Here is a 21,943-nt window from a genome sequence, read left to right on the forward strand (position 1 = left end):
CCATTCCCTCTATGAATGTAGAGGGAATGGCTACCGGAGGAATTCATATGGAACTGCATTGTCCACAATGTCAGCATGTGCTTGATCAGGATAACGGCCATGCGCGTTGCCGATCCTGCGGGGAATTTATTGAAATGAAAGCTCTTTGTCCAGACTGCCATCAACCGTTGCAGGTGTTAAAAGCCTGTGGTGCAGTAGATTACTTCTGTCAGCACGGGCATGGCTTGATATCGAAAAAACGCGTTGAATTCGTGCTGGCTTAATGCACCTTTTTACGCGATTTTTTTACTGGCTGGATGTTTTTTACTTCACTTTCTATCCAGCCGTCTTCCAGACGTGTGGTTAGCATTTCACCCGCTTTAACTTGCTTCACTTTTTTCAGTACATTGCCGTCAGTAGCAGTAGTAACGCTGTATCCACGCGCCAGCGTTGACAGTGGGCTTACGGCTTCGAGGTGCGTTACTGCATTACCGAAACGTTCACGCGTGGCGCTAAGCTGTGCGCGCAGGGTTTCTGCTAAACGATATTCCAGTTGCTGAATGCGCGTTTGCGCGCGATGAATCTTCGGCTGTGGATTTTGCTGATTCAGCCGCTGTGTTAACCGCTGCTGCTGTTGCCCGGTACGCTTAAGTTGATTTTCCAGCGCAAAGCTCATTCGCTTTTGCAGGCGCTCAAGCATGGTTTGCTGGCGTGCCAGCCGGAGCTGCGGATGCTGTTGCTGTAATCGGTGATGAATTTGCGTAAAGCGACGTGTGCGGTTGGCGAGATAATAATCCATCGCCATCTCCAGCCGTTGACGGGTCGATTGCACCTGGCGCAGTAACTCTTGCTGATTACGGCTCACTACTTCAGCGGCGGCAGACGGCGTTGGCGCACGCAGATCGGCAACAAAATCGGCAATGGTCACATCCGTCTCATGCCCGACGGCGCTGACAACCGGAATGCGGCTGGTAAAAATCGCCCGCGCTACGCGTTCGTCGTTAAAACTCCATAAATCTTCCAGCGAACCGCCGCCGCGCCCGACGATCAATACGTCGCACTCATTGCGCTGATTCGCCAGTTCAATGGCGCGAACAATTTGCCCCGGCGCGTCATCGCCCTGAACGGCGGCAGGGTAGATGATCACCGGCAGAGAAGGATCGCGACGTTTTAACACATGCAAAATATCATGTAGCGCAGCACCGGTTTTTGAGGTGATCACACCAACGCAATGCGCAGGGGAGGGAAGTGGTTTTTTGTATTGCTGATCGAACAAACCTTCAGCCTGCAACTTCGCTTTGAGCTGTTCGTACTTCTGTTGCAGCAGCCCTTCACCGGCCGGCTGCATACTCTCAACGATTATCTGGTAGTCGCCGCGCGGCTCGTAGAGCGTAATATTGGCGCGAACTAAAACTTGTTGCCCATGCTGTGGGCGGAAGGTCACCCGGCGGTTGCTGTTGCGGAACATCGCGCAGCGTACCTGGGCGGTGTCGTCTTTGAGTGTAAAGTACCAGTGACCGGAAGCTGGTTGCGTGAAATTAGAAATTTCGCCGCTGATCCAAACCTGTCCCATCTCATGCTCAAGCAGCAGACGAACCGTTTGATTCAGGCGACTAACGGTAAAAATTGCAGGGGATTGAGAAGGTAACATGTGAGCGAGATCAAATTCTAAATCAGCAGGTTATTCAGTCGATAGTAACCCGCCCTTCGGGGATAGCAAGCATTTTTTGCAAAAAGGGGTAGATGCAATCGGTTACGCTCTGTATAATGCCGCGGCAATATTTATTAACCACTCTGGTCGAGATATTGCCCATGCTACGTATCGCTAAAGAAGCTCTGACGTTTGACGACGTTCTCCTCGTTCCTGCTCACTCTACCGTTCTGCCGAATACTGCTGACCTCAGCACCCAGCTGACGAAAACTATTCGTCTGAATATCCCTATGCTTTCCGCAGCAATGGATACCGTAACGGAAGCGCGCCTGGCTATTGCTCTGGCTCAGGAAGGCGGTATCGGCTTTATCCACAAAAACATGTCCATTGAACGCCAGGCAGAAGAAGTTCGCCGTGTGAAAAAACACGAATCTGGTGTGGTGACTGATCCGCAGACTGTTCTGCCAACCACGACGCTGCGCGAAGTGAAAGAACTGACCGAGCGTAACGGTTTTGCGGGCTATCCGGTCGTTACCGAAGAAAACGAACTGGTGGGTATTATCACCGGTCGTGACGTGCGTTTTGTTACCGACCTGAACCAGCCGGTTAGCGTTTACATGACGCCGAAAGAGCGTCTGGTCACCGTGCGTGAAGGTGAAGCCCGTGAAGTGGTGCTGGCAAAAATGCACGAAAAACGCGTTGAAAAAGCGCTGGTGGTTGATGACGAATTCCACCTGATCGGCATGATCACCGTGAAAGACTTCCAGAAAGCGGAACGTAAACCGAACGCCTGTAAAGACGAGCAAGGCCGTCTGCGTGTTGGTGCAGCGGTTGGCGCAGGTGCGGGTAACGAAGAGCGTGTTGACGCGCTGGTTGCCGCAGGCGTTGACGTTCTGCTGATCGACTCCTCCCACGGTCACTCAGAAGGTGTACTGCAACGTATCCGTGAAACCCGTGCTAAATATCCGGATCTGCAAATTATCGGCGGCAACGTGGCAACAGCTGCAGGTGCACGCGCTCTGGCAGAAGCTGGTTGCAGTGCGGTTAAAGTCGGCATTGGCCCTGGCTCTATCTGTACAACTCGTATCGTGACTGGCGTCGGTGTTCCGCAGATTACCGCTGTTGCTGACGCAGTAGAAGCCCTGGAAGGCACCGGTATTCCGGTTATCGCTGATGGCGGTATTCGCTTCTCCGGCGACATCGCCAAAGCTATCGCCGCTGGCGCAAGCGCGGTGATGGTAGGTTCCATGCTGGCGGGTACTGAAGAATCTCCGGGTGAAATCGAACTCTACCAGGGCCGTTCTTACAAATCTTACCGTGGTATGGGTTCCCTGGGCGCGATGTCCAAAGGTTCCTCTGACCGTTATTTCCAGAGCGATAACGCTGCCGACAAACTGGTGCCGGAAGGTATCGAAGGTCGCGTAGCCTATAAAGGTCGCCTGAAAGAGATCATTCACCAGCAGATGGGCGGCCTGCGCTCCTGTATGGGTCTGACCGGCTGTGGTACTATCGACGAACTGCGTACTAAAGCGGAGTTTGTACGTATCAGCGGTGCGGGCATTCAGGAAAGCCACGTTCACGACGTGACCATTACTAAAGAGTCCCCGAACTACCGTCTGGGCTCCTGATTCTCTTCGCCCGACTTCATGTCGGGCGATTTATATTATCTGTTTCACTTGCCTCGGAATAAGCGTCAATGACGGAAAACATTCATAAGCATCGCATCCTCATTCTGGACTTCGGTTCTCAGTACACTCAACTGGTTGCGCGCCGCGTGCGTGAGCTGGGTGTTTACTGCGAACTGTGGGCGTGGGATGTGACAGAAGCACAAATTCGTGACTTCAATCCAAGCGGCATTATTCTTTCCGGCGGCCCGGAAAGTACTACTGAAGAAAACAGTCCGCGTGCGCCGCAGTATGTCTTTGAAGCAGGCGTACCGGTATTCGGCGTTTGCTATGGCATGCAGACCATGGCAATGCAGTTGGGCGGTCACGTTGAAGCCTCTAACGAACGTGAATTTGGCTACGCGCAGGTTGAAGTCGTAAACGACAGCGCACTGGTTCGCGGTATCGAAGATGCGCTGACCGCAGACGGTAAACCGCTGCTCGATGTCTGGATGAGCCACGGCGATAAAGTTACCGCTATTCCGTCCGACTTCATCACCGTAGCCAGCACCGAAAGCTGCCCGTTTGCCATTATGGCTAACGAAGAAAAACGCTTCTATGGCGTACAGTTCCACCCGGAAGTGACTCATACCCGCCAGGGTATGCGCATGCTGGAGCGTTTTGTGCGTGATATCTGCCAGTGTGAAGCCCTGTGGACGCCAGCGAAAATTATCGACGATGCTGTAGCTCGCATCCGCGAGCAGGTAGGCGACGATAAAGTCATCCTCGGCCTCTCTGGTGGTGTGGATTCCTCCGTAACCGCAATGCTGCTGCACCGCGCTATCGGTAAAAACCTGACTTGCGTATTCGTCGACAACGGCCTGCTGCGCCTCAACGAAGCAGAGCAGGTTCTGGATATGTTTGGCGATCACTTTGGTCTTAACATTGTTCACGTACCGGCAGAAGATCGCTTCCTGTCAGCGCTGGCTGGCGAAAACGATCCGGAAGCAAAACGTAAAATCATCGGTCGCGTTTTCGTTGAAGTATTCGATGAAGAAGCGCTGAAACTGGAAGACGTGAAGTGGCTGGCGCAGGGCACCATCTACCCTGACGTTATCGAATCTGCGGCGTCTGCAACCGGTAAAGCACACGTCATCAAATCTCACCACAACGTGGGCGGCCTGCCGAAAGAGATGAAGATGGGCCTGGTTGAACCGCTGAAAGAGCTGTTCAAAGACGAAGTGCGTAAGATTGGTCTGGAGCTGGGCCTGCCGTACGACATGCTGTACCGTCACCCGTTCCCGGGACCAGGCCTTGGCGTTCGTGTTCTGGGTGAAGTGAAGAAAGAGTACTGTGACCTGCTGCGCCGTGCTGACGCCATCTTCATTGAAGAACTGCGTAAAGCGGACCTGTACGACAAAGTCAGCCAGGCGTTCACTGTGTTCCTGCCGGTACGTTCCGTTGGCGTAATGGGCGATGGTCGTAAGTATGACTGGGTTGTCTCTCTGCGTGCTGTCGAAACCATCGACTTTATGACCGCACACTGGGCGCATCTGCCGTACGATTTCCTCGGTCGCGTTTCCAACCGCATTATCAATGAAGTGAACGGTATTTCCCGCGTGGTGTATGACATCAGCGGCAAGCCGCCAGCTACCATTGAGTGGGAATGATTTGACCCTGCACTATGAATGAACAAAACCCTCTGTTACTACAGAGGGTTTTTTATCTTCAAGAATTATAGGATTGAAGTTACTAACATCGATTAATTAAACCAGCTGTCCGATTTGTTCTCTTCTGCTTTGCCCACGCTTTTCATCAGATCGCGACCGCCTTCAGTCATATTTCTGTTGGCGTCAGCTTCAGATTGCACCACATCGGTTTGCGCAGCTTTGTGCTTCAGTTCCTGATCGATAAATTCGTTTTCTCGCTTAACGCGGGCTTCTTCTTTCGCCAGCGCCAGTTTTTGTTTCTGAATCTCTAAGCTGCGTAGCTCATCTTCATAACTTTGATCGCGTTTTTTGTCCGCAGAGGCTTCGGCGTCCAGTTTATCCTGACGAGCTTTCTTATTTGCCGCTGCCGTTGCCGCTCTTTTGTTAGCGGCGGCCTGGGCATTTGCGCGACGTTGCTTCTCTTGCTGGATTTCCCTGTTGCGCTCCGCGACCCATTCGTCATGCTGCCTTTGCTCTTCATTTTTACCTTGCTGTTCCGCTTCTGCGACAGCAGAGAGTTGATCCTGCAATGATGAGGCGATAGCCGGATAGCTTAAGGAGGCTAAGATGGCGCAAAGAAAAACTTTCTTCATGACTCCTCCTGATTATTAGCTCTTTTCAGGACATTTGGTATTTGGCTGAATACGCGTTTCGTTATACGTCGTGGTAATAACAACGGCTAAACCTGTCGTAAACTGGCACTCTTTACCCACCTGGGTAGAGGTATACACTTTGGTGCCTTCCTTATAGGTTAAAGAAACACCTTCCACTAAGGTTTTATCATTCACCATAGAACCCGCTGCCGCGCCTACAGCTCCGCCGCCAACTGCACCTGCCGTCGTTCCGGAATTGCTGCCAGACCCGACGTTGTGGCCGATAACACCGCCAGCGACTGCGCCAATAAGCGCGCCGAAGGCTTGTGCGTTCCGTTTATTTTGGGAGTTGTCTACGGCAACTTTTGCGGGAAGAATGGAAATAATATTAACGGTTTTAGTTTCTTGTTTGGTATTCAGTTGATCGGTTTGATAAACATCGGCAGCATGATCGTCAGCATTTGACTGGCATCCTGCCAGAGTGAATGACGCTAACATTGCCACAGGCAGAAGACATTTTTTAAATTTCATCACTATTCCTTGTTATACACATTACGAAAAATAAGACATTTAAGATCATCAAAAGAGGAAAGTAAATGTATTGCGTATAAAGGGATAGATTAAATTTATTAAAATTCACGCAGGGAATAATTTATAAAAATATATCATTACAACATATATATTAATTTTATATTTATTTCGCAGCCAAACAGGATAAACATCAGTCAGGATAAAGACGTAAAATTTAAGATGAAAGAATATCTGCCGCTTTGATAATCCCAAACAGCAAAAGCATCCGACAGCGAAGTGCCGTTATGTTCTGTGAAAGTGGAGAAGGTAACCGCTAACGTTGTACCGGTGATTCGACGGAGAGTGTGGATTGCTGAGCTTCTTTTTTGCTCTGATGGTGCTGCCAGGCACCGACGGACGAGTAGATAAAACGGCCAAAGAAGAAGATAAAGCTGATGAGCAGTACGATACGGGTCATGCGACTGTTAAATCGGTGTCGTTTTCGCATACTGGTTGCCTGACTCACAAAAGGTTCCTTGAAGTATGTCCCACGCTGTGGACGGTACTTACATTAAGGCACAACAGGACAAAATGGTCAATTCTTCGTTATGTAAAAAAGCGTCAGTGGATACATATTTTAATGTTATGGAAGTTAATTTAATTATTTACAATGATGATGTAATAATGATGAATTAACATGATAAACGTAATAATTCATTAATCAGGGTTATTTTGTTTGATATATATCAATTGGTACTTTCATATGACACTTAGAATCAATGCTCTCTATAGTGATGAATAATCATCATTCGAAGTCAGGTGGGATGCCTGTCTGAATACACCTCCTTCAGGATGTGGGGGATTCTGCTGAGCATCTATGAAACTGAATGCAACTTATATAAAAATACGTGATAAATGGTGGGGGCTTCCGCTGTTCCTGCCTTCTTTAATCTTGCCCATTTTCGCCCACATTAATACTTTCGCGCATATTTCTTCCGGTGAGGTTTTTCTCTTTTATCTGCCTCTGGCACTGATGATCAGCATGATGATGTTTTTCAGCTGGGCGGCATTGCCAGGGATCGCCTTAGGGATTTTTGTCCGCAAATATGCAGAGCTGGGTTTTTACGAAACGCTATCATTAACGGCTAATTTTATTATCATTATCATTCTCTGTTGGGGCGGTTACAGGGTCTTTACTCCCCGGCGTAACAACGTTTCACATGGTGATACCCGTTTAATTTCCCAGCGTATATTCTGGCAGATTGTGTTTCCTGCAACGCTGTTTCTGATACTTTTCCAGTTTGCTGCATTTGTAGGATTACTGGCGAGCAGAGAAAATCTGGTCGGTGTCATGCCTTTTAACCTCGGGACTTTAATCAATTATCAGGCCTTACTGGTGGGTAATCTGATCGGTGTCCCGCTGTGCTACTTCATCATTCGGGTAGTGCGAAATCCATTTTATTTACGTAGCTATTATTCGCAATTAAAACAGCAGGTTGATGCCAAAGTCACCAAAAAAGAGTTCGCGCTCTGGCTACTGGCATTAGGTGCTTTATTGTTGCTGTTATGCATGCCGTTAAATGAAAAAAGCACAATTTTTAGCACCAATTATACCTTGTCATTATTGCTGCCCCTGATGATGTGGGGAGCGATGCGCTATGGTTATAAGCTGATTTCGCTGCTCTGGGCGGTCGTGTTGATGATCAGCATCCACAGCTATCAAAATTACATTCCCATTTATCCTGGCTATACCACGCAGCTGACCATAACCTCCTCCAGTTATCTGGTATTCTCTTTTATTGTCAATTATATGGCTGTACTGGCAACCCGTCAGAGAGCGGTAGTCAGACGCATTCAGCGGCTTGCGTATGTGGACCCGGTGGTTCATCTGCCAAATGTTCGCGCCCTGAATCGCGCGTTGCGTGATGCCCCCTGGTCTGCGCTTTGTTATTTACGCATCCCTGGCATGGAAATGCTGGTTAAGAACTATGGCATCATGCTGCGGATTCAATACAAGCAAAAACTTTCTCACTGGCTGTCACCCTTGCTGGAACCGGGTGAAGATGTTTATCAGCTTTCGGGTAACGATCTCGCGCTGCGACTGAATACAGAATCGCACCAGGAGCGCATTACCGCACTGGATAGCCATCTCAAGCAATTTCGTTTCTTTTGGGATGGCATGCCGATGCAACCGCAGATTGGCGTCAGTTACTGCTATGTGCGCTCGCCAGTGAATCATATCTACCTGCTGCTGGGAGAGCTAAATACGGTCGCCGAACTTTCCATCGTGACCAACGCCCCGGAAAATATGCAGCGTCGCGGGGCAATGTATTTGCAACGCGAATTGAAAGATAAAGTCGCGATGATGAATCGACTACAGCAGGCGCTGGAACACAACCATTTTTTCCTGATGGCCCAGCCGATTACCGGTATGCGTGGTGATGTTTACCATGAAATTCTTCTGCGCATGAAAGGTGAGAATGATGAACTGATCAGCCCCGATAGCTTCTTGCCGGTCGCGCACGAATTTGGTTTATCGTCGAGTATCGACATGTGGGTCATTGAGCATACGCTGCAATTTATGGCTGAAAACAGAGCGAAGATGCCCGCTCACCGTTTTGCTATTAATCTGTCTCCAACCTCGGTATGTCAGGCTCGTTTTCCTGTTGAAGTCAGTCAGTTGCTGGCTAAATATCAGATTGAAGCGTGGCAACTTATTTTTGAAGTCACCGAAAGTAATGCTCTGACCAATGTTAAGCAGGCGCAAATCACCTTGCAGCATCTTCAGGAATTAGGCTGCCAGATTGCGATTGATGATTTCGGCACCGGCTACGCCAGCTATGCGCGGCTTAAAAATGTGAATGCCGATCTGCTTAAAATTGACGGCAGTTTTATCCGCAATATTGTGTCAAATAGTCTGGATTATCAGATAGTGGCATCGATTTGCCACCTGGCGCGAATGAAGAAAATGCTGGTAGTGGCAGAGTACGTTGAAAACGAAGAGATCCGCGAGGCGGTGCTCTCTTTGGGGATCGATTATATGCAGGGTTATCTTATTGGTAAGCCGCAGCCGTTAATTGATACGCTGAATGAAATCGAACCCATTCGCGAAAGTGCCTGAATAATGCGGGCCGACATTTCTCGTCGGCCCGCAAAGTATTAAGCGGCGATTTCTGGTGTACTTTCTTCTTCAATTTTCAACCGCCAGCCAGCCACGCCTTCCCAGTATTCTTGCTCCTTTTCCAGATCAAGCAGTACCAGCGCATTCTGACTAAACCAGTCATGCGGGAAACGCAGTGTCCAGTGACTGTCATCAGTAATCAGCGTCAATGTTGGCGGTGTGGTGGTTGCCTGACGTTGATTGTTGAGTAATACGCCAAGGCGCAATAGCTGTATCAGTGGCAGGAACTGTTTCTTCTTAAACAAGGTAAAGCGCGGTAGATCGTCGAGCTTAATCGCTTTACGGTGATAGCGCACCAGTGTCGCCATCATCAGCTGCTGTTCCTGATTAAAACCCGGCAAGTCACTGTTTTGCAGAATATAAGCGGAGTGGCGATGCAAACCGCTGTGGTTGATATTCAACCCGACCTCATGCAGCATGGCGGCCCATCGCAGTAGCGCCTCCAGTTGCGGATGCGCCAGCTTCGGTTGCTGTTCCCGCCACTGTTCGTACATTTGCATAGTGGTATCCAGCACCCGTCGGGCCTGTTCGCTGTCGATGTGATACTGGTTGGCGAGGCTGCTGGCGGTGCGACTACGCACATCCTGATGACGGAAACGTCCTTCCATTTCATACAGTACGCCTTCGCGTAACGCCCCGTCAGAAAGGCGCAGTTCACGGATGGCTAAAGCATCAAACACACCGCATAAAATCGCCAGTCCCGGAACGAAGACTGTTTTCCGCTCTTCGGAAAGACCCGGTAAACTCAGCGATGCGAAATTACGGTGACGTAAAACTTCTTTTACCAGTTTTTCCAGACGTTCCGGGGTAATTATCCCGTCTTTCTCGCCCATTTCCATTAACACTTCATGGGCGGCTTTTATGGTACCGGAAGCGCCCATTGCAACGTTCCAGCCCTGAATACGGAATTGCCAGGTTAAAGTTTCCAGTTTTTGTGCTGCCGCCATGCGAGCGCGCTGAAAATTCTCTTTATTGATGACCCCGCCAGGAAAATAAAGCTGGGCAAAGCTGACACAACCCATCCGGCGGCTTTCAACGAGAATAGGTTCGAAATTTTCACCAATCACCAGTTCCGTAGATCCGCCGCCAATATCAATAACCAGTTTGCGACCTTTTTCCGGTTGGGTATGTTCCACGCCCATAAAAATCAGACGGGCTTCTTCATTACCGGAAATAATTTCAATCGGGTAGGGAATGACCTTTTCCGCGCGTTTCAGAAAGTCAGTGGCGTTCAGCGCCTGACGCAGCGTATGGGTACCAACTATACAGACGCTGGCAGGAGAAAACCCTTGTAGCCGTTCGGCAAACAGCGACAGACAGTTTAAACCGCGCGTCATTGCCTCTTCACTCAACATATTATCTGGCCCCAGGCCGTCCGCCAGATGCACCCGCTGTTTCAGGCGGCCAATAATCTGCATGGCACCATCTACCACACGGGCTATGACCATGTGAAAACTGTTTGAACCAAGATCGACCGCAGCAAACTCCTGCGGACGAGGGGATTTATCGTGTATTGGCATAGGGTTATTCAGGTTGTTCGAGTGATTTGATGTAGTCATAAATCGCCAACTGCGCCCGTACTTTGCGGCGATTGCCGCGGGGAACGTAGCGATTACTGAGTTCTTTATCGATATAACGTGCTTTGACCGTATCGCTGAACAATATGTCGATGATGTCCAGTACCCGCTGCTTCAGGCGCGGATCGAGCAGCGGCGTCGCCACTTCAATACGATAATCAATATTGCGCGTCATCCAGTCGGCGGAAGAAAGGTAGACCTTTTTATCGCCGCCATTTTCAAAAATATAAACCCGGTCATGTTCAAGGTAACGGTCAACAATACTGATGGCACGAATGTTGTCGCTAATGCCTTCCAGATTGGGGATCAGCGAACACATTCCGCGAACCAGCAGATTAACCGGTACGCCGGAGCTGGAGGCCGCATACAGACGATCAACCAGGCCTTTATCGACAAGGTTATTTAGCTTCAGGGTGATACCACTGGGCAGCCCTTGCTGCGCGTTGGCGATCTCGCGGTCCACCATTTCATACAATAGGCGGCGGGAGTTTTGCGGCGATACCATTAAATAATCAAATGTCACCGGACGGTATGGGTTTTCAATAAAGTTAAATACCCGCCGTACTTCGTTGGTGATGCGCGCATCGGCGGTCAGCAACGAATAGTCAGTATAAAGACGCGCGGTTTTTTCGTTAAAGTTCCCGGTCCCGATGTGTGCATAACGCACCACTTCACCGTTTTCTTTACGTGAAATCAGGAACAGTTTGGCGTGAATTTTCAGCCCCGGCGCAGAGAAGATAACGTGCACGCCTGCTTCGGTCAGGCGCTTCGCCCAGTGAATGTTGGCTTCTTCGTCGAAACGCGCCTGTAACTCAACCACCACGGTGACTTTCTTACCGTTATGTGCGGCGTGGATCATCGAGTCGATGATGCGTGAATCTTTCGCCACGCGGTAAATGTTAATTTTAATCGCCAGTACGCTCGGGTCGAACGAAGCCTGACGCAGCAGTTCCAGCACATGCTCAAAGGTGTGATAAGGATAATAGAGCAACACATCGCGTTCGCGAATGGCATCAAAACCATTGCGGAACTGGGCTTTATCAAACCAAATATGGCGTAAACGCGGCAGTGGTTTGTTCACCAGATTGGCTTTGCCGACATTGGGGAAATTAATAAAGTCTTTAAAATTATGATAACGACCGCCGGGGACGATGGAGTCGTAGCGGGAAATAGTCAGTTTTTCGCGTAACACTTCAACCAGCGCATTGGGCATATCGCGCTGATAAACAAAACGCACCGGCTCAGCAGTTAAACGCTGCTTGAGACTGGAAGACATCAACTCCATCAGGCTGGCTTCCATCTCATGCACTAAATCGTATTCGGCATCGCGGGTCATCTTCATTGAATAGGCATTCAGCGCGTCATAATCAAAGAAGCCTTTGAAAATATCATCAAGGCAGTAACGCAGAATGTTATCCAGAAGAATCATCGGCTTGCGTCGACGCGGCGCTTCTGGCGGTAAATTCACAAAGCGCGGCACTTTATCTGATGGGATCTCCAGCAGCGCGTAACGGATGGTATCGCCACGGATAATTTCCACCGCCAGATAGGTGTAATCATCTTTCAGGAACTGCACTAAGTCAGTGTCAGGATTGATTAAAATCGGCGTAATGTGCTGACGCAGATACTGCTTAAAATAATGACGCAGCCAGTTTTGTTGATTGACGGAGAGCTGGCGTTCATTAATCAGGAAGATCTGGTTGCGCGCCATCTCCAGCAATAGCTCGTTGTAGAGGCCGTCGAATTCCTGATCGGCTTTCAGCACCCGGGACTGAATTTTGCCCAGTAAATGGCGGGAATGAGAGTTGGAGCCTTGTTCTTCGCTAATAATGATGCGTCGCTTCAGTTCAGCGAAGCGGACTTTATAGAACTCATCAAGGTTATTGGAATAGATCCCCAGGAAACGCATCCTTTCAATCAGCGGGTTAGATTTGTCCGCCGCTTCCTGAAGCACGCGTTCATTGAACGATAACCAACTGAGCTCTTTTTCGATGTATAGCTTTTCCTGACCCATTACCACTTTTACTCCGTTTTATTCACGGGACACTGCCTGGATATTATGGCGAGCAATATTGGCAGATGTCCAACTATGCCAGAAAAGGGGGAAAAAAACTGCTGGAGCTTGCGATTTACAGGTGAATTGAAAAACGCCAGCGGCAGAGCTGGCGCTTTAATTACGGGGGTATTACTCGTCGGCAGCGTAGCCCTGCGGCGGCAGACGTTGACCATCCAGCCACGCGGCGTTTTCGTGCATTTTCAGACGACCATCGGCAAACCAGCTAATCACCAGTGGATAAATGGCGTGTTCCTGGGTTTGCACGCGGGCGGTGATGTCATCTTCCGAATCACCAGCAAATACCGGGACTTTCGCCTGTAAAATAACCGGGCCACCGTCCAGTTCATCGGTGACGAAATGCACCGATGTACCGTGCTCTTCATCGCCATTTTCCAGCGCCTGACGATGGGTGTGTAATCCGGGATATTTCGGCAGCAGAGAAGGGTGAATGTTCAGCAAACGCCCGGCATAGTGGGAGACAAACGCCGGGCTGAGAATGCGCATAAAACCAGCCAGCACGACCACATCGGGTGCGTACATGTCGATTTCATGAATCAACTCCCGGTCATAGGCTTCACGACTGTCAAACGCGCTGGCGATGAGCGTATGCGTTGCAATACCCGCCTGGCGGGCGCGTTCAAGGCCGAACGCGTCGGCCTTATTGCTGAAAACTGCCCGTACGGTGCCTTTAATTTTGTTGGTTTTACAGGCGTCAATAATTGCCTGTAAATTACTTCCGTTGCCGGAAATAAGCACCACAATATTCATTATTCGATAACCACGCGTTGTTCGGAATCAGAGGCTTTGATGATACCGATTTTCCACGCGTTTTCACCGTTGGCATTGAGCAGGGCGAGGGCTTTGTCCACTTCCGGAGCAGGCAGGGCAATAATCATCCCGACGCCGCAGTTGAAGGTGCGATACATTTCATGGTGCTCAACGTTACCTGCCGTTTGCAGCCAGTTGAACACTTCCGGCCACTGCCAGGAAGATTCATCAATCACTGCCTGAGTATTATCTGGCAATACGCGCGGAATGTTTTCCCAGAAGCCGCCGCCGGTCAGGTGCGCAATGGCATGCACATCGACCTTTTCAATCAACTCCAGCACTGACTTCACGTAAATGCGGGTCGGTGCCAGCAGATGATCGGCTAATGGCTTACCATCAAGTTCGGTGGTTTGCGGATCACAACCGCTGACTTCAAGAATTTTGCGCACCAGCGAATAGCCGTTCGAGTGTGGACCGCTGGAACCGAGTGCAATCAGCACATCGCCGTCGCTGACTTTAGAGCCGTCGATGATTTCTGATTTTTCTACCACGCCAACGCAGAAACCCGCGACATCGTAATCCTCACCGTGATACATCCCCGGCATTTCTGCCGTTTCGCCACCCACCAGTGAACAGCCTGATTGCAGACAACCTTCCGCAATGCCGCTGATCACCGCTGAAGCGGTATCAACATCCAGTTTTCCGGTTGCGTAATAGTCGAGGAAAAACAGCGGCTCTGCACCTTGCACCACCAGGTCATTAACGCACATGGCGACCAGATCAATACCAATGGTGTCGTGACGTTTTAAGTCCATTGCCAGACGCAGCTTGGTACCTACGCCGTCAGTGCCAGAAACCAGCACGGGTTCACGATATTTTTGCGGCAATGCACACAGCGCACCGAAGCCGCCCAGACCGCCCATCACTTCCGGACGACGCGTTTTCTTCACTACGCCTTTGATTCTTCCAACCAGAGCATTACCCGCGTCAATATCAACACCGGCATCTTTGTAGCTAAGAGAGGTTTTATCGGTCACTGCTTGGGTCCCCACGCGTTACTTGCGGTAGAAAAATAAAATTCGGCGCAATTCTAACAGGGAAAGCAAACGTTTGCGAGACTGCTTTACACAACCTTTTTGCACGTCTTTTCCCCAGGCGCGCGGCGAAAGAAGACTTGTGCCAGGGTAAAGGTTAGTTTTCGGATGGAATAATCTTCTTTCATAACCATCTGAATATAAAATAACTTTATCTCAAACCGTTATCATTTTGACTAAAGTCAACGAAAAGAATATTGCCGCCTTGAAGAAAGGAGGTATAATCCGTCGATTTTTTTTGTGGCTGCCCCTCAAAGGAGAAAGAGTATGAAGATCGTGGAAGTCAAACACCCACTCGTCAAACACAAGCTGGGACTGATGCGTGAGCAAGATATCAGCACCAAGCGCTTTCGCGAACTCGCTTCCGAAGTGGGTAGCCTGCTGACTTACGAAGCGACCGCCGACCTCGAAACGGAAAAAGTAACTATCGAAGGCTGGAACGGCCCGGTAGAAATCGACCAGATCAAAGGTAAGAAAATTACCGTTGTGCCAATTCTGCGTGCGGGTCTTGGTATGATGGACGGTGTGCTGGAAAACGTTCCGAGCGCGCGCATCAGCGTTGTCGGTATGTACCGTAATGAAGAAACGCTGGAGCCGGTACCGTACTTCCAGAAACTGGTTTCTAACATCGATGAGCGTATGGCGCTGATCGTTGACCCAATGCTGGCAACCGGTGGTTCCGTTATCGCGACCATCGACCTGCTGAAAAAAGCGGGCTGCAGCAGCATCAAAGTTCTGGTGCTGGTAGCTGCGCCAGAAGGTATCGCTGCGCTGGAAAAAGCGCACCCGGACGTCGAACTGTATACCGCATCGATTGATCAGGGACTGAACGAGCACGGATACATTATTCCGGGCCTCGGCGATGCCGGTGACAAAATCTTTGGTACGAAATAAAGAATAAAAATAATTAAAGCCGACTTTAAGAGTCGGCTTTTTTTTGAGTAAAGCGCCTATAACACATAATACAGAGGATAATACTATGACGCGCCGTGCTATCGGGGTGAGTGAAAGACCGCCACTTTTACAGACAATCCCGCTTAGTTTGCAACATTTGTTCGCCATGTTTGGTGCAACCGTCCTGGTGCCCGTCTTATTTCATATTAACCCGGCGACTGTACTGTTATTTAACGGTATTGGAACGCTGCTGTATCTCTTCATCTGTAAAGGGAAAATTCCGGCTTATCTTGGTTCCAGCTTTGCCTTTATTTCACCGGTATTGTTACTGTTGCCGTTAGGGTATGAAGTCGCGCTGGGCGGCTTTATTATGTGCGGCGTGCTGTTCTGCCTGGTTTCTTTTATCGTGAAGAAAGCGGGGACCGGCTGGCTGGACGTGCTGTTTCCACCTGCGGCAATGGGCGCAATCGTTGCCGTCATCGGTCTGGAGCTGGCGGGCGTAGCTGCCGGTATGGCGGGTTTACTCCCGGCTGAAGGGCAAACGCCAGACTCCAAAACCATCATCATCTCTATTACCACCCTGGCGGTCACGGTTTTAGGTTCCGTGCTGTTTCGTGGTTTCCTGGCAATTATCCCGATTTTAATTGGCGTGCTGGTGGGGTACGCGCTCTCTTTCGCAATGGGAATTGTCGATACCACGCCGATTATTAATGCTCACTGGTTTGCGCTGCCAACCCTCTATACGCCGCGCTTCGAGTGGTTTGCCATTCTGACTATTCTGCCAGCGGCGTTAGTGGTTATTGCCGAACACGTAGGGCACCTGGTAGTAACGGCTAATATCGTCAAAAAAGATCTGCTGCGCGATCCAGGTCTGCACCGTTCGATGTTTGCTAATGGCTTGTCGACCGTGATTTCCGGCTTCTTTGGCTCTACGCCAAATACTACTTACGGAGAAAACATTGGCGTGATGGCGATCACCCGTGTTTACAGTACCTGGGTTATCGGCGGGGCGGCGATTTTCGCTATCCTGCTTTCCTGCGTCGGTAAACTGGCTGCCGCTATCCAGATGATCCCATTGCCGGTGATGGGCGGCGTTTCGCTGCTGCTTTATGGTGTCATCGGTGCTTCCGGTATTCGTGTTTTGATCGAATCGAAAGTGGATTACAACAAAGCACAGAACCTGATCCTGACTTCCGTGATTTTGATCATCGGCGTCAGTGGCGCGAAGGTAAACATCGGCGCGGCGGAGTTAAAAGGTATGGCGCTGGCGACCATCGTCGGTATCGGCTTAAGTTTGATCTTCAAACTGATCAGTGTGCTGCGCCCTGAAGAAGTGGTGCTGGACGCAGAAGACGCGGATATAACAGACAAATAATGTACCGACCGGGCAGTGTTGCTGCCCGGTTCAAACATCATGGGATTCTGTGGTAAACTTCTCGCGATTTTGTGAAATCCTGGTTGAGGTATCTCTGAACACACCGGCACAGCTCTCTTTGCCACTTTATCTTCCTGACGACGAAACCTTTGCAAGTTTCTGGCCGGGGGATAACTCCTCTTTACTGGCCGCGCTGCAAAACGTGCTGCGTCAGGAACATAGCGGTTACATCTATCTCTGGGCACGCGAAGGCGCGGGGCGCAGCCATCTGCTGCACGCGGCTTGCGCGGAATTGTCGCAGCGTGGCGATGCGGTGGGCTATGTCCCGCTGGATAAACGCACCTGGTTTGTTCCGGAAGTGCTCGACGGTATGGAGCATTTGTCGCTGGTCTGTATCGACAACATTGAGTGTATTGCAGGCGATGAGTTGTGGGAGATGGCGATTTTCGATCTCTACAATCGAATTCTGGAATCGGGCAAAACACGGTTGTTGATCACCGGCGATCGTCCACCGCGGCAGTTGAATCTGGGATTACCGGATCTCGCGTCGCGACTCGACTGGGGGCAGATCTACAAATTGCAGCCACTTTCTGATGAAGATAAGTTGCAGGCGCTACAGTTACGCGCGCGTTTGCGTGGTTTTGAACTGCCGGAAGATGTGGGGCGTTTCTTGCTGAAGCGGCTCGACAGAGAAATGCGCACGCTATTTATGACGTTGGATCAGTTGGATCGTGCGTCGATTACCGCGCAACGTAAGCTGACCATTCCGTTTGTGAAAGAAATTCTGAAGTTGTAGATAAGGTGTTTATTGTCGGATGCGGCGCGAACGCCTTATCCGAACTACGCGAAGTTAATCCATAGTATTCGTAGGCCGGATAAGACGTGGCAAGCGTCGCATCCGGCAATGTGCTTCAACTAGCGATGGAGCACATCTTAACCCACGATTTCCAGTACCTGCTCCGGTGGACGACCAATCCGCGCTTTGCCATTCGCGACCACAATCGGGCGCTCCATCAGCTTCGGATTATCCACCATTGCCTGAATCAGCGCCTCTTCGCTAAGCGAACTGTCAGCCAGGTTCAGTTCTTTATAAAGATCCTCTTTCTGGCGCATCAATTCACGGGCGCTATTCATCCCCAGTATTTTCAGCAAATCGCGCAGCGTTGCCGCATCGGCGGGTGTCTCAAGGTAGAGCACCACTTCTGGCTCCACGCCGTTTTCTTTCAGCAGGTTCAGCGTTTCCCGGCTCTTTGAACAGCGTGGGTTATGGTAGATTTTTACCTGTTTGGTCATTGTTCTTCCTTTAATGCGAATTACATCTTGGTATAAGGCTTAAAGCGTTCCTGCAGCTGGCGCAACTGGTCGATGCGCGCATCGTAACGCGCTTGTTGCAGGCTGCCTAATTTCACCTGCGAACTGGCGCTACTCAACAGCGAAATGGCCTGATCGAGTCGTCCGGCGAGCGCATAACCTTCTGCTCGCGCAGCCAGCTCCTGATCGCGGTTATTTAGCGCGGCTTCCGCCTGTGCCAGCAAATCCCAGCCGTTGCTGTCATCTTTATTATTAAAGGTGTAGCGATTCAGAATATTGGCCGCTTCTTGTGGTTGACCGCCTTGCAAATAAGCGTTCGCCAGGTTGAGCTGCAACACCGGATTGGTGCGTAAATCGCGGGCATTTTTCAGACGATTGATCGCCTCATTGGCTTTGTTTTGCCCAAGATCGATATCAGTAGCCAGATCGAGATACCATGCGTTGCCAGGTTCTGCCGCCAGTAACGGTTGCAGCGTTTTACGCGCCTCGTCGTATTTATTGGCTTCCATCGCCTGTAAAGCACGACCATATTGTGCTGCTCGTTGCTGACGAACGTTTCCTTTCGCCCATTCATCCAGCAAATCACTGGTGAGCTGGTTACGTCCGGAATTATACATCCCCAGTGTGCGCGCTTTCGCCAGATAGAAATCTTCCGACGACTGCACCACCATCGGGCGCATCTGATTAGCACGGTTGCGGGCATCTGCCAGACGACTTTCCGGCAACGGGTGAGTCAATAAAATTTCCGGCGGGCGCGAGGAGTAACGCGCCTGATCGAGTAATTTTTCGAGGAAGGTTGGCATCGCCTGCGGATCGAATCCCGAGCGTTGCAGCACCTGAATACCAATGCGGTCCGCTTCCTGTTCATTTTGCTGGGTGAAACTGATCATCCCCTGACGCGTTCCCGCCAGTGTACCGGTCAGCGCCGCCATCCCCGCCTGCGGACTGGCCATCGCCAGTAAAATAGAACCTAACGCGCCGACCCAGGTCAGCGGCGCGCTGCGCTGCTGATCTTCCATCGCTCGCGCCAGGTGACGTTGGGTGACGTGGGAGATTTCGTGCGCCATAACTGAAGCCAGTTGACTTTCGTTATCGGAATAACGGAACAGGGCAGAGTGCAGCACCACGTTGCCGCCAAAGAAAGCAAAGGCGTTAATTTCGTCGTTGTTGATCAGAAAAAAATGAAACGGTGTCTTAACCGAATTGGCATGCGAAACCAGACGCATCCCCAGCGAATTAATATATTGCGTTAACAGCGGGTCATTAATTAACGGCGCGCTGCCGCGTAGCTGGCGGACATAATAGTCGCCCATCTGCATTTCCTGACCAATGGAAAGCGTGCTTCCTGCGGAGGTTCCCATATCCGGCAAGGTGTCTGCGCTGTCGGCAAACGCCGGGGCTACCTGACCAATGGTCATAGCAGCAATGAGGGTTGCAACCAGGTTTTTTTTCAACTGCCTGAACATAACCTCTATCCTGTATTTCTGGAGATAGTCATTTGACCGATACTGTGAAATATCGTTCCCACCGCGCCGCCTTTGAGTGTAACGGCGAAGATTAGCCCACTCAAATGACTTTTCAGTTTCCTGAATCCGTCATAAAAAGCGAAGTCTTTTTTGTGACATTTCGATACAATTGCGGATCGCAATCCCGCTCTTGAGGTTCAGGGAAGGTCTTTATGCTCGAAATGTTGATGCAATGGTATCGCCGCCGTTTTAGCGACCCGGAAGCGATTGCCTTGCTGGTTATTTTAGTTGCCGGATTTGGCATTATCTTTTTCTTTAGTGGCCTGCTTGCTCCGTTGCTGGTGGCTATTGTGCTGGCCTATTTGCTGGAATGGCCAACCGTGCGTCTGCAATCTATTGGCTGCTCCCGCCGCTGGGCGACGTCGATTGTATTGGTGGTTTTCGTCGGTATATTGCTACTGATGGCGTTCGTGGTACTGCCTATCGCCTGGCAACAGGGCATCTACTTAATCCGCGATATGCCGGGGATGCTCAATAAGCTTTCTGACTTTGCCGCCACGTTGCCGCGCCGCTATCCGGCGTTAATGGACGCGGGCATTATTGATGCAATGGCCGAAAATATGCGCAGTCGGATGCTGACCATGGGCGATTCGGTGGTGAAAATTTCCCTCGCCTCGCTGGTCGGTTTGCTGACCATAGCCGTCTATCTGGTGCTGGTGCCATTGATGGTCTTCTTCCTGCTGAAAGACAAAGAGCAGATGCTGAACGCCGTTCGCCGGGTGCTGCCGCGTAACCGTGGGCTGGCAGGACAGGTGTGGAAGGAGATGAATCAACAAATCACCAACTATATCCGCGGCAAAGTGCTGGAGATGATCGTGGTGGGGATCGCCACCTGGCTGGGGTTCTTGCTCTTCGGGCTGAACTATTCGCTGCTGCTGGCAGTGCTGGTCGGCTTCTCGGTTCTTATTCCGTACATTGGCGCATTTGTGGTGACCATTCCGGTGGTTGGCGTGGCGCTATTCCAGTTTGGCGCAGGTACTGAATTCTGGAGCTGCTTCGCGGTGTATCTGATTATTCAGGCGCTGGACGGCAACCTGTTAGTGCCGGTGTTGTTCTCCGAAGCGGTTAACCTGCATCCGCTGGTGATTATTTTATCGGTGGTGATCTTCGGTGGTTTGTGGGGATTCTGGGGCGTATTCTTCGCCATTCCGTTGGCGACGCTGATCAAAGCCGTGATTCATGCCTGGCCCGATGGGCAAATCGCGCAAGAATAATCTTCAGCCCGACGAACTGTTTCGCCGGGCTGATTTTTCAGGGTTCCTGACGTAAATAAATAGCCCGATAACACATACTCACCAGCACCGCACCGCCGATAATATTACCCAGCATCACCGGGAGCAGATTGGCGGTAATAAAATGGCTGACCGTCAGTGCCGGAAAATTGTCTGCGCTACTGTGCGCCAGCTGCCAGAAGGGGGGAGGGGCGAAATGGCGAATGGCAATGGCGAACGGAATCACAAACAAATTGGCGATACAGTGCTCAAAGCCACTGGCGACAAACAGGGTGATGGGCAAAATCATGGCGACGATTTTGTCGCATAACGAACGCCCGCAATAACTCATCCACAGCGCCAGGCAAACCATCAGATTGCACATAATGCCGAGGCTGACAGATTCAGTAAATGTATGATGCATTTTGCCCTCGGCGCAGTGTAAAACCGCGACTCCCCACATCGCGTTTTCACTCATCACCAGCCCGGAAAACCAGATTAACAAACTGAAACAGGCAATACCTGCCAGATTACCGCAGGCCACCAGAAGTGCGTTAATCAGCCAAGTTCGCCAACTAATAACGCCCCGACTTTTTGCCATCACCGTCATTACCGACGAGGTGAACAGGCTGGTGCCGCAAACCGCCAGCAAAATAAAGCCGAGTGTAAAGCAAAGGCCGCCCACCAGATGGGTTAATGCCTGTGAAGACGGGGCATCGGCGATAACGGAAAGGTAAAAAGTAAATCCGATCGCCATAAACACGCCAGCGGACATCGCCATTAAAAAGACCGACACTTTACTGCGGGCAATTTTATGGGCGGCAATCCGTTCAGCGATTGCCGCTTTTCTGGCGCTCAACTGCAAGTCGAAAGAGAGTTTGTTTCTCATGCATACTCCTGCAAA

At 50.5% G+C, this 21,943-nt stretch carries 20 protein-coding genes; 9 read left to right on the plus strand and 11 right to left on the minus strand.

Annotation, left to right across the window (positions count from 1 at the left end):
• Positions 1 to 47: 47 nt before the first annotated feature.
• Positions 48 to 263 carry a zinc ribbon domain-containing protein gene (locus KXD89_RS06000; RefSeq protein WP_001301158.1) on the plus strand — a complete coding sequence of 72 codons (216 nt, stop codon included), beginning with the start codon at positions 48 to 50 and terminating at the stop codon, positions 261 to 263.
• On the opposite strand, the gene xseA is transcribed toward KXD89_RS06000, so the two are convergent.
• Positions 260 to 1,630 carry an exodeoxyribonuclease VII large subunit gene (gene xseA, locus KXD89_RS06005; protein ID WP_000937912.1) on the minus strand — a complete coding sequence of 457 codons (1,371 nt, stop codon included), beginning with the start codon at positions 1,628 to 1,630 and terminating at the stop codon, positions 260 to 262. The genes KXD89_RS06000 and xseA overlap by 4 nt on opposite strands.
• 161 nt (positions 1,631 to 1,791) lie before the next feature.
• Here xseA and guaB point away from each other — a divergent pair, with 161 nt between their 5' ends.
• Complete coding sequence (gene guaB / locus KXD89_RS06010) at positions 1,792 to 3,258, plus strand: IMP dehydrogenase (RefSeq protein ID WP_001299507.1); 1,467 nt, start codon at positions 1,792 to 1,794, stop codon at positions 3,256 to 3,258.
• Between the two features lie 68 nt (positions 3,259 to 3,326).
• Positions 3,327 to 4,904, plus strand: coding sequence for a glutamine-hydrolyzing GMP synthase (guaA, locus tag KXD89_RS06015; protein ID WP_000138270.1), 1,578 nt, complete (start codon positions 3,327 to 3,329; stop codon positions 4,902 to 4,904).
• A 92-nt stretch (positions 4,905 to 4,996) separates the two neighbouring features.
• Here the strand turns inward: guaA and KXD89_RS06020 are convergent, their stop codons facing one another.
• The 3 genes from KXD89_RS06020 to KXD89_RS06030 all read right to left on the minus strand — a co-directional run bounded on the left by KXD89_RS06020 (position 4,997) and on the right by KXD89_RS06030 (position 6,572).
• A complete protein-coding gene (locus KXD89_RS06020; RefSeq protein WP_000755173.1) occupies positions 4,997 to 5,536 on the minus strand; it encodes a DUF5384 family protein in 540 nt (179 codons plus the stop codon).
• Between the two features lie 15 nt (positions 5,537 to 5,551).
• Positions 5,552 to 6,070: a glycine zipper 2TM domain-containing protein gene (locus KXD89_RS06025; protein WP_001295476.1), complete on the minus strand. Its 519-nt coding sequence runs from the start codon at positions 6,068 to 6,070 to the stop codon at positions 5,552 to 5,554.
• Between the two features lie 310 nt (positions 6,071 to 6,380).
• Complete coding sequence (locus KXD89_RS06030; RefSeq protein ID WP_000076001.1) at positions 6,381 to 6,572, minus strand: YfgG family protein; 192 nt, start codon at positions 6,570 to 6,572, stop codon at positions 6,381 to 6,383.
• Between the two features lie 17 nt (positions 6,573 to 6,589).
• Here KXD89_RS06030 and KXD89_RS06035 point away from each other — a divergent pair, with 17 nt between their 5' ends.
• Together KXD89_RS06035 and pdeF are read left to right on the plus strand one after the other, a co-directional pair.
• A complete protein-coding gene (locus KXD89_RS06035) occupies positions 6,590 to 6,742 on the plus strand; it encodes a hypothetical protein (RefSeq protein ID WP_000017552.1) in 153 nt (50 codons plus the stop codon).
• 181 nt (positions 6,743 to 6,923) lie between these two features.
• Positions 6,924 to 9,167: a cyclic-guanylate-specific phosphodiesterase PdeF gene (gene pdeF / locus KXD89_RS06040; RefSeq protein WP_000772731.1), complete on the plus strand. Its 2,244-nt coding sequence runs from the start codon at positions 6,924 to 6,926 to the stop codon at positions 9,165 to 9,167.
• A gap of 38 nt (positions 9,168 to 9,205) precedes the next feature.
• Here pdeF and ppx read toward each other — a convergent pair whose 3' ends face one another.
• The 4 genes from ppx to purM all read right to left on the minus strand — a co-directional run bounded on the left by ppx (position 9,206) and on the right by purM (position 14,665).
• On the minus strand, positions 9,206 to 10,747 hold the full coding sequence (ppx, locus tag KXD89_RS06045) for an exopolyphosphatase (RefSeq protein WP_001121363.1): 1,542 nt from the start codon (positions 10,745 to 10,747) through the stop codon (positions 9,206 to 9,208).
• 4 nt (positions 10,748 to 10,751) lie between these two features.
• Positions 10,752 to 12,818: a polyphosphate kinase 1 gene (gene ppk1, locus KXD89_RS06050; RefSeq protein WP_000529576.1), complete on the minus strand. Its 2,067-nt coding sequence runs from the start codon at positions 12,816 to 12,818 to the stop codon at positions 10,752 to 10,754.
• Positions 12,819 to 12,989: 171 nt separating this feature from the next.
• Positions 12,990 to 13,628: a phosphoribosylglycinamide formyltransferase gene (gene purN, locus KXD89_RS06055; protein ID WP_001028612.1), complete on the minus strand. Its 639-nt coding sequence runs from the start codon at positions 13,626 to 13,628 to the stop codon at positions 12,990 to 12,992.
• On the minus strand, positions 13,628 to 14,665 hold the full coding sequence (gene purM, locus KXD89_RS06060) for a phosphoribosylformylglycinamidine cyclo-ligase (protein ID WP_001336050.1): 1,038 nt from the start codon (positions 14,663 to 14,665) through the stop codon (positions 13,628 to 13,630). Before purM ends, purN begins: the two co-directional genes overlap by 1 nt.
• A 324-nt stretch (positions 14,666 to 14,989) precedes the next feature.
• Here purM and upp point away from each other — a divergent pair, with 324 nt between their 5' ends.
• The 3 genes from upp (at position 14,990) to KXD89_RS06075 (ending at position 17,787) form a co-directional block, all read left to right on the plus strand.
• Positions 14,990 to 15,616, plus strand: a complete 627-nt coding sequence (upp, locus tag KXD89_RS06065) for a uracil phosphoribosyltransferase (protein ID WP_001295473.1) — start codon at positions 14,990 to 14,992, stop codon at positions 15,614 to 15,616.
• 85 nt (positions 15,617 to 15,701) lie between these two features.
• Positions 15,702 to 16,991, plus strand: a complete 1,290-nt coding sequence (uraA, locus tag KXD89_RS06070; protein ID WP_000198328.1) for a uracil permease — start codon at positions 15,702 to 15,704, stop codon at positions 16,989 to 16,991.
• A 94-nt stretch (positions 16,992 to 17,085) separates the two neighbouring features.
• Positions 17,086 to 17,787: a DnaA inactivator Hda gene (locus KXD89_RS06075; protein ID WP_001307333.1), complete on the plus strand. Its 702-nt coding sequence runs from the start codon at positions 17,086 to 17,088 to the stop codon at positions 17,785 to 17,787.
• A 137-nt stretch (positions 17,788 to 17,924) separates the two neighbouring features.
• On the opposite strand, the gene arsC is transcribed toward KXD89_RS06075, so the two are convergent.
• Positions 17,925 to 18,284: an arsenate reductase (glutaredoxin) gene (gene arsC / locus KXD89_RS06080; protein ID WP_000166446.1), complete on the minus strand. Its 360-nt coding sequence runs from the start codon at positions 18,282 to 18,284 to the stop codon at positions 17,925 to 17,927.
• 20 nt (positions 18,285 to 18,304) lie between these two features.
• Positions 18,305 to 19,768 carry a beta-barrel assembly-enhancing protease gene (bepA, locus tag KXD89_RS06085; RefSeq protein ID WP_000489667.1) on the minus strand — a complete coding sequence of 488 codons (1,464 nt, stop codon included), beginning with the start codon at positions 19,766 to 19,768 and terminating at the stop codon, positions 18,305 to 18,307.
• A gap of 212 nt (positions 19,769 to 19,980) precedes the next feature.
• Here bepA and KXD89_RS06090 point away from each other — a divergent pair, with 212 nt between their 5' ends.
• Complete coding sequence (locus KXD89_RS06090) at positions 19,981 to 21,042, plus strand: AI-2E family transporter (protein WP_000892044.1); 1,062 nt, start codon at positions 19,981 to 19,983, stop codon at positions 21,040 to 21,042.
• 37 nt (positions 21,043 to 21,079) lie between these two features.
• On the opposite strand, the gene focB is transcribed toward KXD89_RS06090, so the two are convergent.
• Positions 21,080 to 21,928: a formate transporter FocB gene (gene focB, locus KXD89_RS06095; protein WP_001244734.1), complete on the minus strand. Its 849-nt coding sequence runs from the start codon at positions 21,926 to 21,928 to the stop codon at positions 21,080 to 21,082.
• Positions 21,929 to 21,943 lie beyond the last annotated feature (15 nt).

Origin of the sequence: Escherichia sp. TC-EC600-tetX4 (assembly GCF_019356055.1) — a bacterium.
Classification (GTDB): domain Bacteria; phylum Pseudomonadota; class Gammaproteobacteria; order Enterobacterales; family Enterobacteriaceae.

Coding starts and splice junctions, on each gene's coding strand:
- focB (WP_001244734.1), bottom strand. CDS start 21,928: ATGAGAAACAAACTCTCTTTCGACTTGCAGTTGAGCGCCAGAAAAGCG.
- upp (WP_001295473.1), top strand. CDS start 14,990: ATGAAGATCGTGGAAGTCAAACACCCACTCGTCAAACACAAGCTGGGA.
- xseA (WP_000937912.1), bottom strand. CDS start 1,630: ATGTTACCTTCTCAATCCCCTGCAATTTTTACCGTTAGTCGCCTGAAT.
- KXD89_RS06000 (WP_001301158.1), top strand. CDS start 48: ATGGAACTGCATTGTCCACAATGTCAGCATGTGCTTGATCAGGATAAC.
- pdeF (WP_000772731.1), top strand. CDS start 6,924: ATGAAACTGAATGCAACTTATATAAAAATACGTGATAAATGGTGGGGG.
- guaA (WP_000138270.1), top strand. CDS start 3,327: ATGACGGAAAACATTCATAAGCATCGCATCCTCATTCTGGACTTCGGT.
- arsC (WP_000166446.1), bottom strand. CDS start 18,284: ATGACCAAACAGGTAAAAATCTACCATAACCCACGCTGTTCAAAGAGC.
- KXD89_RS06035 (WP_000017552.1), top strand. CDS start 6,590: ATGTCCCACGCTGTGGACGGTACTTACATTAAGGCACAACAGGACAAA.
- purN (WP_001028612.1), bottom strand. CDS start 13,628: ATGAATATTGTGGTGCTTATTTCCGGCAACGGAAGTAATTTACAGGCA.
- ppx (WP_001121363.1), bottom strand. CDS start 10,747: ATGCCAATACACGATAAATCCCCTCGTCCGCAGGAGTTTGCTGCGGTC.
- guaB (WP_001299507.1), top strand. CDS start 1,792: ATGCTACGTATCGCTAAAGAAGCTCTGACGTTTGACGACGTTCTCCTC.
- bepA (WP_000489667.1), bottom strand. CDS start 19,768: ATGTTCAGGCAGTTGAAAAAAAACCTGGTTGCAACCCTCATTGCTGCT.
- uraA (WP_000198328.1), top strand. CDS start 15,702: ATGACGCGCCGTGCTATCGGGGTGAGTGAAAGACCGCCACTTTTACAG.
- KXD89_RS06020 (WP_000755173.1), bottom strand. CDS start 5,536: ATGAAGAAAGTTTTTCTTTGCGCCATCTTAGCCTCCTTAAGCTATCCG.
- ppk1 (WP_000529576.1), bottom strand. CDS start 12,818: ATGGGTCAGGAAAAGCTATACATCGAAAAAGAGCTCAGTTGGTTATCG.
- KXD89_RS06090 (WP_000892044.1), top strand. CDS start 19,981: ATGCTCGAAATGTTGATGCAATGGTATCGCCGCCGTTTTAGCGACCCG.